This is a genomic window from Mesorhizobium sp. WSM4807 (assembly GCF_055811615.1).
Genome location: NZ_JBVVQY010000009.1, coordinates 23,651 through 37,512 on the forward strand (window position 1 = coordinate 23,651; position 13,862 = coordinate 37,512).

The following is a 13,862-nucleotide window of genomic DNA, read 5'->3' on the forward strand; positions in this document are numbered from 1 at the left end:
GCTGCCGGGCGGATCCCGCTATTTTGACCTTGCCTGTATTTTCGTCGATGGAGCCATCTATGATCGGACCCAACCCCAACATCAAGCACCCGATCCCGATGCATACCCGCGTCGGCTTCCTGAAGGGACTGGCCACAGCGCCGAATATCGAGATCGGCGAGTTCACCTATTATGACGATCCGGACGGGCCGGACAAATTTGCCGAGCGGTGCGTGCTGCATCATTATCCATTCATCGGCGACCGGCTGATCATCGGCAAGTTCTGCGCCATCGCCGAGGGCGCGCGCTTCATCATGAATGGCGCCAACCATGCCATGTCCGGGTTTTCGACCTATCCGTTCAACATCTTCGGTCATGGCTGGGAAGAGGGTTTCGATCCCGCAACCTGGTCGAGAGAATTGCGCGGCGACACAGTGATCGGCAATGATGTATGGATCGGCATGGAAGCAGCGATCCTGCCCGGCGTGACGATCGGCCATGGCGCCATCGTTGCGGCAAAATCGGTGGTGACGCATGACGTGCCACCCTATGCGATCGTTGCCGGCAATGCGGCCAAGGTGGTGAAGATGCGCTTCGACGACAGGACCATCCGGCGGCTTTTGGCGGCGGCGTGGTGGGATTGGCCGGTGGAAAAGATCAGCCGCAATCTCAATGCCATTCGTGGCGCCGATATTTCTCTTCTGGAGGCAGCGGTTTGAACGCGTTGAACAAGACCGTGATCGGCATAGAGCTGTTCACGCGGCCGTGGATCTTCATCCGCGGCGTGCCGGCAATGAAATTCCTGCCACCTGAAGGGCCGCCTGAGATCGCCTTCGCCGGCCGCTCGAATGTCGGCAAATCGTCGCTGATCAACGCGCTGGTCAATCAGAAGGGACTGGCGCGCACATCAAATACGCCGGGGCGGACGCAGGAACTCAACTATTTCGTTCCGGGCGGATTTTCCGGCGAAGGCGCCGATCTGCCGCCGATGGCGCTGGTCGACATGCCGGGCTACGGCTACGCCACCGCGCCCAAGGAGAAGGTCGACGACTGGACGAAACTCGTCTTCGACTATCTCAAGGGCCGCGTCACGCTGAAGCGGGTCTACGTGTTGATCGACGCCCGCCATGGCATCAAGGCCAAGGACGACGAAGTGCTGTCGCTGCTCGACAAGGCGGCGGTGTCCTACCAGATCGTGCTGACCAAGACCGACAAGATCAAGGCGGCCGGTGTGCCGAGGCTGATCGAAGAGACACTGCAGAAGATCAAGAAGCGGCCGGCCGCGTTTCCGTTCGTTCTCGCCACGTCGTCGGAAAAGAACGAGGGCCTCGAAGAATTGCGCGCGACGATCGTGCTGGCGGCCAATGGCGGCTAAGACTTTGCCTCTAGGGCAATCGTCTGGGTGCTTTCTTCCGCGGCAAGCCTTTCGGTGCCGTAAGCCTTCAGGAACATGCCGACGCCCGACCTGACGATGTGGTCGATTTCATCCTGGCTCGGGGCTTTGGTGCGGTAGGCGAATATGCACTGACGGAAAAGGCCCGCCAGGCACAGTTCGGTAAACTGATAGGCGGCAAGATCGACATCGTCGATCTTGAGCAGGCCGCGCTCGATGGCGGCATTGAGAAAAGCAACGACCTTGTCATGGCCGCGTTTCGGGCCGCGTTCGTAAAAGCGCGCGCCAAGTTCGGGAATCCTGTCCGACGCGCCGATTACCGTGCGCTGCGCCTGGATGACCTTGGCCGAGGTGATCTTGAGGGACAGCACCTTGCCGAACTTCACCAGCGTCTCGCGAAGGTCGTCGGCGCGGTCGAGCATATCGTACATGTTCTTGAAGATCGTGCCGCGTTCTTCCTCGATCAGCGCTTCGAACAGCTCTTCCTTATTGGCGAAGTAGACATAGATCGTGCCCTTGGAAACGCCGGCCTCGCGGGTGATGTCGTTCATCGACGCCGCTTCAAAGCCCTTGTCGATGAAGACACGACGCGCGCCTTCGATGATCTGGCTGCGCTTGACCGGGTCCTGTCCCGCCGCCGGGCGGCCGCGACGCAGGCCATCCAGCAGCTCGCACTGGTCCTTGTCGGGTTCGGTCATAACGTCACACCTCGAAAAATATTCGAACCGATCGGTTCGATCGCACTTGATATGGGCCTCTCTCCGCGCTAAGTCAATGTTCGCATCGAACCGAACGGTTCAGTCTGACTGATTTTCCAGAGAGATGCCCAGTTTCCGAGAAATGCCAAGAGAGATCCCATGTCCTCGAACGCGACCCCCACCGCCGAAGTCCGTCCATTCCCCAACGCCAAGGTCGCGCCAGCAACCGAAGCGCCGAACGCACCGACCGAGCCCGCAATAGGTCCTCCGGCCGAGGCGCCGGCGAAAAAGAAGCGTTCGGCACGCTCCTTTCTGTTGCCGATCATCGCGCTTGGATTGCTGGGCGCTGGCGCCTGGTACGGCTACGATTACTGGACCGACGGGCGCTTCATGATCTCAACCGACGACGCCTATGTCCAGGCCGACATGGCGTTCATCTCGCCGAAAATTTCCGGCTATGTCGATCAGGTCAAGGTGACCGAGAACCAGCAGGTCAAGGCCGGCGAGCCGCTGCTGGTCGTCGACAATGGCGACTACAAAATAGCGGTCGCCCAGGCCGAGGCGCAGATCGCCACCTTGAGCAAGACGCTCGACCGGATCGACGCCCAGACCGAGGCGGCGCGCGCATCGCTCGAGCAGGCGCAGGCGCAGAAGACCGCCGACCAGGCCGCCGCCGCCAATGCGGCGCGTGTTCAAGCGCGCGCCGCCCAATTGCTCAAGACGCATGTCGGCACCCAGGCTCAACTGGATGATGCCCAGACCGCGGTCGAGCAGGCCAATGCCGCCCTTGTAGGCGCCGACGCCCAGATCGCGGCGGCTGAGGCCAATATCGGTGTGCTCCAGGCGCAGCGCGCGGAGACGGCAAGCACGCTGGCGTCGCTGCAGCTTGCCCGGGACAAGGCCGCGCGGGACCTGTCCTTCACCGTGCTGCGCGCGCCCTATGACGGTGTCGTCGGCAACCGCTCGGTCGAGCAAGGCGACCTGATCAGCCCCGGACAGAAGCTCGCCGTCATCGTGCCGATGGACAAGCTCTACATCGTCGCCAATTTCAAGGAGACCCAGCTTGCCGGCCTGGTGCCTGGCGAAAAGGTCAGGATTTCGGTCGACGCGATCGACGGCCAGGATTTCGAAGGCACGGTGTCGTCGCTGGCGCCGGCATCCGGCGCGGTGTTCTCGCTGCTGCCGCCGGAAAACGCCACTGGCAATTTCACCAAGGTCGTGCAGCGCGTCCCGGTTCGCATCGACGTGCCGGCGGCTGTGCTGAAGACAGGCAAGCTGCGCGCCGGCCTCAGCGTCGTAGTCGCCGTCGACAGCCGCACCGCACCGGCCGCGTCGAACTGAGCGGCCGCTTGGGAGCAATGCCGTGGCAACCGCAACCTTGACAGCAGGATCGCCGCCGGCGAGGCCGGCTACGCCTGATACCATTCCCACACGCCGCATCATCGCATTCCTGGCGATGGTGTTCGGGATGTTCATGGCGATCCTCGACATCCAGATCGTCTCGGCCTCGCTGGCCGAGATCCAGGCGGGTTTGAGCGCCAGTTCCGACGAAATCCCGTGGGTGCAGACCGCCTATCTGATCGCCGAAGTCATCATGATCCCGCTGTCCGGTTTTCTCAGCCGGATGCTGTCGACGCGCGTGCTGTTCACCGTCTCCGCGGCTGGCTTCACCGCGGCCAGCGCGCTGGCGGCGACCGCCACCAACATCGACCAGATGATTGTCTACCGCGCCATCCAGGGCTTCATCGGCGGCGGCATGATTCCAAGCGTCTTCGCTGCCGCCTTCACCATCTTCCCGCCGTCGCGTCGCGCCATGGTGTCGCCGATGATCGGCCTGGTGGCGACGCTGGCGCCTACCATCGGCCCGACCGTCGGCGGCTACATCAGCCATGCCACGTCCTGGCACTGGCTGTTCCTGATCAATGTGGTGCCCGGCATCCTGGTGACCGCCGCGGCGTGGTCGCTGATCGACTTCGACAAGCCCAATCTCAACCTGTTCCGCAAGTTCGACTGGTGGGGCCTTGCCGGCATGGCGGCCTTCCTCGGCTCGCTGGAATATGTGCTCGAGGAAGGTCCCAACAACGACTGGCTTCAGGACCAGGCCGTGTTCGTCTGCGCCATCCTGATGACGGCCGGCGCGGTGCTGTTCTTCTGGCGCGCCTTCACCGCAGAGGAGCCGATCGTCGACCTGAAAGCCTTCGCCAATGTCAACTTCGCTTTCGGCTCGCTGTTCTCGTTCGTCGTCGGCATCGGCCTCTACGGCCTGACCTATCTCTATCCGGTGTACCTCGGGCGTATCCGCGGCTACGATTCCCTGATGATCGGCGAGGCATTGTTCGTCAGCGGGCTGGCGATGTTCGCCACCGCGCCGATTTCCGGCATCCTGTCGCGCAAAATGGATCCGCGGCTGATGATGATGATCGGCTTCTTCGGCTTCGCTGCCGGCACCTGGCGCATGACCTATCTGACCTCCGACTGGGATTTCTGGGAACTTTTGGTGCCGCAGATCCTGCGTGGCGCCTCGATGATGCTGTGCATGGTGCCGATCAACAACATCGCGCTGGGAACGCTGGCGCCTGACCGGCTGAAGAACGCATCCGGCCTGTTCAACCTCACCCGCAATCTCGGCGGCGCTGTCGGCCTTGCCGTCATCAACACCGTGCTGATCGATCGCAACGCCTTCCACTACGCAAGGCTGGCCGAGCATGTGCAATGGGGCAGTGCCGAGGCGCAGACCAAGCTGCAGAACATGACGCTCGACTTCCAGCAGAATGCCGGCCTGGACGCGTCCAAGGCGGCGATCTCCAAACTGTCTGCTATGGTCCAGCAGCAGGCTTCGCTGCTGTCCTTCATGGACGTGTTCTATCTCTTGACGGCGCTGTTCGCCACGCTGGCGATCTTCACCATGGTCATCCGCAGGCCGGCCGAGCCGGCGGGCGGAGGCGGCGGACACTGATTGCGCAACTTTGCGCGTCCAAAAAGACGCGCGGCGCTCTAATGCATGTCGCGCAAAAGCATGCCCTCGGGCTTGACCCGCGGGTGCACAGCGGTTTTGCGATAACGACATGCATAAGACAACAACCTAAAGCGCGTCGCGTGAGGCCGGTCAAACGCGAGCGCTTTAGGTCAGGCGGTGGCCGGCTTGAAGGTCAAGGCGACGCCGTTGATGCAATGACGCAAGCCGGTCGGCGGCGGGCCGTCGTCGAAGACATGCCCGAGATGACCGCCGCAGCGGCGGCAGTGGACTTCGGTTCGGGTCATGCCGAGGGACCTGTCCACGGTCATGCCGACGGCGTTGGGAATCTCCTGCCAGAAGCTCGGCCAGCCGGTGCCGGAATCGAACTTCGTTTCGGAGGAATAGAGCGGCAGGTCGCAGCCGGCGCAGGCGAAAATGCCCTTGCGGTGTTCGTTGAGCAGCGGGCTGGTGCCGGGATATTCGGTGCCTTCCTTGCGCAGCACATTGAAAGCCACATCGGACAGGATGGCGCGCCACTCGGCCTCGGTCTTGGTGACCTCGAAGGTTTCGGTCGCGTGTGCATCCTGCGGCCGACCCATGCGCAGCGCTGCCGCCGTGCCTGCCAACAATGCCACAGCGGCACCGCTCCAAAGAAAGTCGCGCCGGATCATCACCATTCCTCCTCTGTCCCTTTGCCAAATTCGACCGTCACATGGAAATCAAAAGCTGGTGACGGCCAGCTCCCGACAACGGGCACTCCGCACCTGCCCCACGCCTGGAGCGGACGGTGCGGAGTGTACGCTTGTCGATTGCGCGGGTCACGCAAGCGGAAACCCGCGCACTCGGCATGGAGCCTCAGCCATATCTTCGCTGGCGACGACCCCTTCGTTACATCTTCGGCAGGAGAACCTTGTCGATGACGTGGATGACGCCGTTCGACTGCTCGACATCGGCGACCGTCACATTGGCGACATTGCCGTTCTCGTCGGTCGCGGTGACCTTGCCGTCGTCAGCCTTGAGCGTCAGCTCGCAGCCGCCAACCGTCTTGACCTTGTGCGCGCCACCATCGTCCATGGCCATCTTGGCGACGTCGGCGGCCATCGCCTTGGCACCGATGACGTGGCAGGTCAGGATCTTGACCAGCTTGTCCTTGTTTTCGGGCTTGAGCAGCGTGTCGACGGTGCCGGCCGGAAGTGCTGCAAAGGCCTCGTTGGTCGGCGCGAATACGGTGAAGGGACCGGCACTTTGCAGCGTGTCGACGAGACCGCCGGCCTTGACGACCGCGACCAGCGTCGTGTGATCCTTCGAATTGACGGCGTTCTCGACGATGTTCTTGGTGGCATACATGGCGGCGCCGCCGACCATCGGATTTTCGGCATAGGCGGCGGTGGCGAGCGCGGAGACGGCGACCGTTCCGGCAAGCAAAAGGGTGGCGAACTTACGCATTATTTCTATCTCCTCAGTTTATTTCTTCCCCTCTTTTGGGGCGCAAGGAGATACGGGGGATAAATGCCCGAGTTTCGCCCGTTCAGGAGAAAATTTTATTTTTTTATAACGGCGAGCATGATTTTCAGGGCAGGAACCTTACAGCCTGCATGCTTCCAAGCTAACGTCACCACAGGCGATAGATTAAAGATCTTCTCAAAAAGTCGGCAGACAGAGGCGATCAGATGCTCTTCAGATCGCCCGCAGCGACCACAGGGCCGGTCGGCTGGCCGGTCGGCGAACCGCCGGCCGGTTCAAGGCTGACCGCAAGAACGGCGCCCTGCGCAAGTTTTTCCTGCACGGCCGGGGAGATGGTCATATGCGCGGTCTGACCGGCCGGGATGACGCCCATCGAGACCGGCGCGTTCTTGCCCTCGATCATCCACAGCTCGAAATCCTTGCCGGCGGCGCGCTCGCCGGAGACATGCGACAAGCCGACCTCGCGATGGGCGGCGTCATAGACGGCAAGGTATTTGACGTCGCTGCCGTCGGCAGCCAGCGAGGCGATGAGCCGCGGCTGCTCGACCGGCGGATTGAAGTACGGCACGGCGACATAGATCGCCAGCGCCGCGACAGCAGCGGCGGCAAGGCCGCGCCAGAAGGCAAGGCTCGACCACAGACCGGCGCGAGGCCCTGCAACGAACAGCCGGCGATCCAACGCCTCCTTGACCCTGATCGGGGGCTCTGTCTCCGGATAGGCGGCGGCCATCGGCGAAAGATGCGCCTCCCAGGCATCGACAAGGCGCGCGAAAGCGGCGTCCGCGTCGATGCGGCGTGACGCGATCTCGCGTTCGTCCGCGTCAAGCACGCCAAGAGCGTATTCGGCGGCGAACAGGTCGTCGCCCCCAGGTTCCGGTCCGTTATCCTCTGCCGGCGTCATCTTTCCAGACACTCTCTGAGCTTCAACAGGCTGCGCCGCAGCCAGGTCCGCATCGTGTTCAGCGGCACGCCATGGCGTGCGGCCAGTTCGGCATAGCTTTCGCCGTCCAGATAGGCGCCCCGGACGGCCGCCGCCCGGTCCTTTTCCAATTCATCGAGACAACGATAGATGCGCTCGGATTCACCGCTCGCAACAGCCGCAGCCTCCGGTCCCGGCGCCGGATCGGCCACGTCCAGCGCGGCATCGATGTAGGCGGCAGGCTCTCGCCGCGCCCTTATCCGGTCGATCGCATGATTGCGCGCAATGGCCACCAGCCAGGAAATCGGGCTTAGATCCGAGACGGCGAAACGATCCGCCTTCGTCCATATCTTGACGAAGACCTCTTGCAGCGCCTCTTCTGCTTCTCCCCGGTCCTTCAATACACGAAGGCAGACGCCAAAAAGTTTCGCGCTGGTCTGCCGGTAGAGCAGATCGAACGCAGCCCGGTCCTTCATCGAAGTCCGGACAATCAGATTGCTGATATCCTGCGGCGTCATCGGCTGTCAAATTAGGCGATTGCAATCTATTTGCAACGGCGGAAGCGTTCTGGGCAGCGAGAGCGTCGTGAACTTCGATTGCCAAGAAAAGAGCCGACTTTGTTTGAGCATCGGATTTTCTCAAAACCGGTTTCCACTTTTGGGTCCGATGCTCTAGCTTGCCAATATTTGGGGGAAGCAAGAATGTCCGTCGAACAGGCCTTGTGGGAACATGACGCAATCGGCCTGGCCGGCCTGGTGCGCAAGGGAGAAATCTCGCCGCAGGAGCTCATCGATGCGGCGATTGCGCGGGCCGAGGCCACTCGCCCGGACATCAATGCCATCGCCGAGCCGCTTTACGAGGCGGCGCGGACGCGGGCGAGAACCATCGACCGCAAGCTGCCACTGGCCGGTGTGCCCTTTGCCCTGAAGGATCTCGGCATCGCCATGAAAGGCGTGCCGACGCACGGCGGCAGCCGCATTCCGGCTTTCGTTGCCGATTTCGACTCGGTGATGACCGAACGCCATCTGGCCGCCGGCCTTGTCCCGATCGCCACCAGCACCTCGCCCGAACATGGGCTGAGGCTGATGACCGAATCCACCGCTTTCGGCATCACCCGCAATCCGTGGAATACGGCCCATACCAGCGGCGGCTCGTCCGGGGGTGCGGCGGCGCTGGTCGCGGCCGGCGTCGTGCCGGTGGCACATGCTTCGGATGGCGGTGGCTCGATCCGCGTTCCCGCCGCCTGCACCGGGCTGGTCGGGCTGAAAACCTCGCGCGGCCGTGTGCCGCTGTCGCCGCTCGTCACCGAAAGCTGGTACGGTCTGGTCGTCGACCACGCCGTTGCCCGCTCGGTCCGGGATTCGGCCTTGCTGCTCGACCTGACGCATGGACCCGATCCGCTGTCACCGTATGCGGCGCCGCCGCCGAGGGGAACTTTTGCCGCCGCGGCGGCGCGCGACCCCGGCAAGCTGAAACTGGCCGTCTATCGGAAATCGCCGCTCGGCCTGCCGATATCGGCCGAGACGCTGACGGCGCTGGACACGGCTGTGGCATTGGCGCGCGAAGGCGGCCACACGATCGAGGAGATCGATCTGTCCTATATCGGCCGCGACTTCATCGCCGACTTCGCCAGGACGGTGGCTGCGGCAGTCGCCGGCGCGATGCGCATTGAAGTCTTGCGCGTCGGCCGCTCCGTTTCGGGCGACGTCGAGCGCGCCACGCGTCTGATGAGCCGCTTCGGCGAGATCGTCTCGGCCGGCGAGATCTACGCTGGCCTGCAGCGGCTGCACGCCACGTCGCGCCGCCTGATCACCGAGACCGCGCCGTACGATGCCGTGCTGATGCCTGTTATCGCCCATCCGCCGCTCGCCTGCGGCGCCATGGACCCGAAGGGCGCCGATGCGTTCATAGAGGACGTGCTCGACAGGCTGCAGCTTGCCCGTCTGCTGAAATTCAAGCCGCTGTTCGGCCAGTTGATGGACAAGAGCCTATGGTTCGCCCACTGGCCGGCGATCCAGAACGTCAGCGGCCAGCCGTCGATCACGCTGCCTGTCCATGTCACCGATGCCGGCCTGCCGCTCGGCATCCAGGCCGCCGGCCGACCCGGCGACGAGGAGACCTTGTTGTCCTTCGCCGCGCAAATGGAAAAGATTTCGGGATGGCAGGAGCGGCGGGCGCCGCTGCAGTTGCCGGCATAAAAGCGGGCCGATTTCACCTGATGTGACAGCAAAGCCGTTTGCCCCCTGCTCCAATTCCCGCTAAGACGCCGCCGTTCATGCCAAGCTGGGAACCATGCCGATGACGGACCTCGCCGCCACCGCCGAAATGCAGGCCGCTCTGCTTTCGAGGGCGCTGCCCTATATGCAGCGCTACGAAAACAAGACGGTCGTGGTGAAATATGGCGGCCATGCCATGGGCGACATTGCACTCGGCAAGGCCTTCGCCCGCGACATCGCGCTGCTGAAACAATCCGGCGTCAACCCGATCGTCGTCCATGGCGGCGGGCCGCAGATCGGCGCCATGCTGAGCAAGATGGGCATCGAATCGAAGTTCGAGGGCGGCCTGCGCGTCACCGACCAGAAGACGGTCGAGATCGTCGAGATGGTGCTGGCCGGCTCGATCAACAAGGAGATCGTCGCGCTGATCAATGCCGAGGGCGAATGGGCGATCGGCCTGTGCGGCAAGGACGGCAATATGGTTTTCGCCGAAAAGGCGCGCAAGACCATGATCGACCCGGACTCCAATATCGAGCGCGTGCTCGATCTCGGCTTCGTCGGCGAGCCAATCGAGGTCGACCGCACGCTGCTCGACCTTCTGGCGCGGTCCGAAATGATCCCGGTGCTGGCGCCGGTGGCGCCGGGCCGCGACGGCCACACCTACAACATCAATGCCGACACCTTCGCCGGCGCGATTGCCGGTGCCTGCCAGGCGACACGCCTTCTGTTCCTCACCGACGTGCCCGGCGTGCTCGACAAGAACAAGAAGCTCATCGATGAGCTGACCGTGGCCGAGGCCAAGGCCTTGATCAAGGACGGCACGGTGTCGGGCGGCATGATCCCCAAGGTCGAGACCTGCATCGAGGCGATCGAGCGCGGCGTCGAGGGCGTCGTCATCCTAAACGGCAAGACGCCGCATTCCGTGCTGCTCGAACTGTTTACCGAACACGGCGCCGGCACGCTGATCGTGCCTTGAGCGCAGGCTGACAGCTTGCCGGGCATTGTTGGACTCAGGCGCTCGGCGAAATCCCGATGGCTGGTTCAGCAGACTTGCGGACCTGATGTACGAACGTCATCGATTGCTCTTCCTCGTCCTGCGGTGCACCCCAGAACGCGGCCAGCGTCGGCCCGTCCTCAAGACGGCGATCCCGCGCGAGAAAGCCCCAGACTTCACGGAACCAGACGCGGCGGCCGATTTTCGTATACCAGCGCATCGAATGCCGTTGCTCTGGATCCTTGTGGAACAGGATGCGCGCCAGGGCCTTGGGCCGGGACTGCACCGCCAGTTCGATCAGTTTGACGCTGAAGAACAGCATCCACGGCTTGAGCCGGGTCATCTGCAGCACCTGATGCTTGTAGTCCCACAGGCGGGCGTCCAGCTGGATCACCTTGCGGTCCCTGGCGATCCTGAAGAACGGCGTCCAGCGGTGCGGCGTGACATACAGCGCCTGGATCTGGTCCGGGTCGTAGGCGATGAGCTGCCGGAAGCCGCGCCAGAGATCGCGAAAACGCTCGTCCTCGAAGCCGGCCACCCAGGTCGCCATCGACAGGATGCCATTGAGGCGCAGCAGCCGGATCGCCTCGCGGTCGGATGAAGTGCTGCCGCCCTTGCGGATCAATGCAAGCGTCTGCTCGTCGGTGTTTTCCATGCCCAGCAGCCAACGGATGACGCCTGCCTTGCGGTAGAGATGCAGGCTGTCGGCATCGCGAACGATGTCGTCGGCGCGGGTTGAGCCGACGATCAGCACCGGCACGTTCTGCGCAATCATCGCATCGAGAAAGGCGCGCCAGGCTTTTTTGGACGAGGTCGGGTTCTCGTCGGCAAGGTTGATCAGCTCGACGCCGTGTTCGCGGTGCAGCCAGGCGATCTCCTGCGCGAATTTCACGGGGTCGCGATGCCGCCATCGCGTCCAGAAGCCGCGCTGGCCGCAATAGTTGCACAGATGCGGGCAGCCTCGGGAAAACTGCATGACCACCGCGCGCTTGCCGCCCCAATAACTGTAACGACTGACATCGATCAGGTCCCAGCCGACGCGGTATTCATCAAGGTCGGCGATGGTGCCTGCCGGCTTGGTGGCAAAGGGACGGCGCAAATCGTCGCGAAAGGCGATGCCCGCCACGTCAGACAGCGGCCGGCGCCTGTCCAGCGCCTCGACCAGGGCTACGATGGTCGCCTCGCCTTCGCCGCGCACGATGAAGTCGAAGACATCCGTTTCGGCAAGGATGTCGCGCCAGTGATAGGTCGGGAACACACCGCCATAGATCACCATCGTCGCCGGGCCGCGGTGCTTGACCATTCGTGCAATTTCCAGGGCTGTCGGGTGCGCCGAGGTCGAACCGGAATGGCCGATCAGAATGCAATCGGGATGATCGCTCAACGCATCTTGCACAGCCGCGGCAAGCGGCATCGGTCCGAACTCGGCATCGACGAGCCGCACGTCGTGGCCGGCGTCGATCAGCGGGCCGCCCAGTGCCAGCAGGCCGAGCGGCGGCAAATGGTCGTCGGGCACGCGGCTGCCGATTGCGGTATGCGGCGGATTGATCAGGACGATTTTCATGAAGGACCTTTTGCGATGGCGGTCCGGTCATCCTGGTCGGCGATCTGGGCCTGCAGCTGGCCCGGTTCAGCAGTTTCCGTGCAGCTTTTCCGCAGAAATGCAGACGGCGAGATATAGACTCATCGCCTGAGGTGCCCGAGCGGTACGTGGCCCGGCCCCTTGATGTTCTGCAGCACGAGCTGCGTGTGGACATCGCGCACGCCGTCGAGCCGCATCAGCCGGTGCATGACAAAGGCGTTGAGCTCATCGACCGACGGCACCATCACATGCAGCAGGAAATCGTAGTCGCCGGTCATCGTCCAGCAGGACGACACCTCGTCCATGCGCTGCACGGCGGCGATGAAGGTTTCGGGCGAACCGTCGCTGTGGGTTACCAAGCGCACCTGAATGAACACTTCGACCATCAGGCCGATGGCGCGGCGGCTGAGCACAGCGGCAAATCCCTTGATGATGCCGGCGCTCTGAAGAGCCTCGAAGCGGCGCGCGCATGGCGTCGTCGAAAGGCCGATCTCCTGGGCCAGTTCGGACACCGGCTTGCGCCCATCACGCTGCAAGATATCGAGCATCTTGATCTCAAAATCGTCAAACTGAGGCACTTTCACTCTCCTGCAGCTTTTCTGTGGTGGCTTTTACCTCAAATCGCCTGTTCGGGCCATCATCAAAGCGGATTTGCCTCACCGGACCCGGCTAAACTTTTATAATGTTAGTCGTGATTTCTAGGGAGAACAGCCATGACGATGAGCGTTGCCGATTACGCCCGCGAATGCGCGGCACAAGGCCTTCGCGGCGACTATTCGGTCTGCCGTGCCGATTTCACCGTTGAGCAGAGCTACAACTACACTGCTGACGAGCAGGCGGTGTGGCGTACACTGTGCGACCGCCAGACGAAGCTGACTAAAAAGTTGGCACACCGGTCCTATCTCGACGGCGTCGCCACGCTGGGCCTGCTCGACAAGATTCCGGATTTCGGTGTCGTCAGCGAAAAGCTGCGCAAGCTTACCGGTTGGGAAATCGTCGCCGTGCCGGGCCTCATTCCCGCGCCAGCCTTCTTCGTCCACCTCGCCAACCGCCGCTTCCCGGTGACCAACTGGCTGCGGACGAAACAAGAGCTCGACTACATCGTCGAGCCGGATATGTTCCACGACTTCTTCGGCCATGTGCCGGCGCTGACGCAGCCGGTCTTTGCCGATTTCATGCAGATGTATGGCGAGAAGGCCGAGCATCTGATCGCGCTCGGCGGCGACGAGATGAGCAGCCGCCTCTACTGGTACACTGTCGAATACGGGCTGATCCAGGAAGCAGGCCAACCGCTGAAGGCTTTCGGCGCCGGGCTGATGTCGTCCTTTGCGGAACTTCAATTCGCGATTGAAAGCAAGGACGCGCACCATGTCCCCTTCGATCTGGAAACGGTGATGCGCACCAGCTACGAGATCGACAAGTTCCAGCGCGCCTATTTCGTGTTGCCGTCCTTCGACGTTTTGCGCGATGCCTTCCAAAACGTCGCCGAAATGGCAGCGATCATCGGACGCCACAAGGGCAAGCCGCCGCTCGACCCGGCGAAACTTTAGATGCTGGGCAGGCTCGGACGCTCCAGCCGATCGGCGCCGGCGTTATTGGTGGCGCACTGTGGCCACGATCCCTCGGCAGGCCGGCTGAGCCGGCCTTCTACACGCCGATCA

General features: G+C 62.8%; 14 protein-coding genes. 7 read left to right on the forward strand and 7 right to left on the reverse strand.

What is annotated here, in order from left to right; genetic code table 11:
- The first annotated feature begins 59 nt into the window (after positions 1–59).
- On the forward strand, positions 60–698 hold the full coding sequence (locus tag AC0L3N_RS13895; protein WP_473548115.1) for a CatB-related O-acetyltransferase: 639 nt from the start codon (positions 60–62) through the stop codon (positions 696–698).
- Entirely contained in the window at positions 695–1,354 is a 660-nt protein-coding gene (gene yihA, locus AC0L3N_RS13900) for a ribosome biogenesis GTP-binding protein YihA/YsxC (protein WP_473548117.1), read from the forward strand. Before AC0L3N_RS13895 ends, yihA begins: the two co-directional genes overlap by 4 nt.
- Here yihA and AC0L3N_RS13905 read toward each other — a convergent pair.
- Positions 1,351–2,070, reverse strand: coding sequence for a TetR/AcrR family transcriptional regulator (locus AC0L3N_RS13905; protein ID WP_473488436.1), 720 nt, complete (start codon positions 2,068–2,070; stop codon positions 1,351–1,353). The two genes, yihA and AC0L3N_RS13905, sit on opposite strands and share 4 nt — an antisense overlap.
- 159 nt (positions 2,071–2,229) lie before the next feature.
- Between AC0L3N_RS13905 and AC0L3N_RS13910 the strand changes: the two genes are divergently transcribed.
- Entirely contained in the window at positions 2,230–3,411 is a 1,182-nt protein-coding gene (locus tag AC0L3N_RS13910) for an HlyD family secretion protein (RefSeq protein ID WP_473548118.1), read from the forward strand.
- Between the two features lie 82 nt (positions 3,412–3,493).
- Positions 3,494–5,026, forward strand: a complete 1,533-nt coding sequence (locus tag AC0L3N_RS13915) for a DHA2 family efflux MFS transporter permease subunit (RefSeq protein ID WP_473548302.1) — start codon at positions 3,494–3,496, stop codon at positions 5,024–5,026.
- A 170-nt stretch (positions 5,027–5,196) separates the two neighbouring features.
- On the opposite strand, the gene msrB is transcribed toward AC0L3N_RS13915, so the two are convergent.
- From msrB to AC0L3N_RS13935, 4 genes are all read right to left on the reverse strand, one after another.
- Positions 5,197–5,697, reverse strand: a complete 501-nt coding sequence (gene msrB, locus AC0L3N_RS13920; protein WP_473548119.1) for a peptide-methionine (R)-S-oxide reductase MsrB — start codon at positions 5,695–5,697, stop codon at positions 5,197–5,199.
- Between the two features lie 217 nt (positions 5,698–5,914).
- Positions 5,915–6,472, reverse strand: coding sequence for a fasciclin domain-containing protein (locus tag AC0L3N_RS13925; protein ID WP_473548120.1), 558 nt, complete (start codon positions 6,470–6,472; stop codon positions 5,915–5,917).
- Positions 6,473–6,692: 220 nt separating this feature from the next.
- On the reverse strand, positions 6,693–7,391 hold the full coding sequence (locus tag AC0L3N_RS13930) for an anti-sigma factor (protein WP_473548303.1): 699 nt from the start codon (positions 7,389–7,391) through the stop codon (positions 6,693–6,695).
- On the reverse strand, positions 7,388–7,927 hold the full coding sequence (locus AC0L3N_RS13935) for a sigma-70 family RNA polymerase sigma factor (RefSeq protein WP_473548121.1): 540 nt from the start codon (positions 7,925–7,927) through the stop codon (positions 7,388–7,390). The genes AC0L3N_RS13930 and AC0L3N_RS13935 overlap by 4 nt, the downstream gene beginning before the upstream one ends.
- A 183-nt stretch (positions 7,928–8,110) precedes the next feature.
- Between AC0L3N_RS13935 and AC0L3N_RS13940 the strand changes: the two genes are divergently transcribed.
- Both AC0L3N_RS13940 and argB read left to right on the forward strand, forming a co-directional pair.
- Entirely contained in the window at positions 8,111–9,607 is a 1,497-nt protein-coding gene (locus AC0L3N_RS13940) for an amidase (protein ID WP_473548122.1), read from the forward strand.
- A 100-nt stretch (positions 9,608–9,707) separates the two neighbouring features.
- Positions 9,708–10,601 (forward strand): acetylglutamate kinase, encoded by an 894-nt coding sequence (gene argB / locus AC0L3N_RS13945; RefSeq protein ID WP_095494100.1) that lies wholly within the window; start codon positions 9,708–9,710, stop codon positions 10,599–10,601.
- A gap of 34 nt (positions 10,602–10,635) precedes the next feature.
- Here the strand turns inward: argB and bchE are convergent, their stop codons facing one another.
- Both bchE and AC0L3N_RS13955 read right to left on the reverse strand, forming a co-directional pair.
- Entirely contained in the window at positions 10,636–12,183 is a 1,548-nt protein-coding gene (gene bchE, locus AC0L3N_RS13950) for a magnesium-protoporphyrin IX monomethyl ester anaerobic oxidative cyclase (RefSeq protein WP_473548123.1), read from the reverse strand.
- 119 nt (positions 12,184–12,302) lie between these two features.
- Positions 12,303–12,779, reverse strand: coding sequence for an Lrp/AsnC family transcriptional regulator (locus AC0L3N_RS13955; protein WP_029347288.1), 477 nt, complete (start codon positions 12,777–12,779; stop codon positions 12,303–12,305).
- A 135-nt stretch (positions 12,780–12,914) separates the two neighbouring features.
- Here AC0L3N_RS13955 and phhA point away from each other — a divergent pair, with 135 nt between their 5' ends.
- The gene (gene phhA, locus AC0L3N_RS13960; RefSeq protein ID WP_473548125.1) at positions 12,915–13,751 is read left to right on the forward strand and encodes a phenylalanine 4-monooxygenase; all 837 of its coding nucleotides are present in this window, start codon (positions 12,915–12,917) and stop codon (positions 13,749–13,751) included.
- The last annotated feature ends 111 nt before the right edge of the window (positions 13,752–13,862 follow it).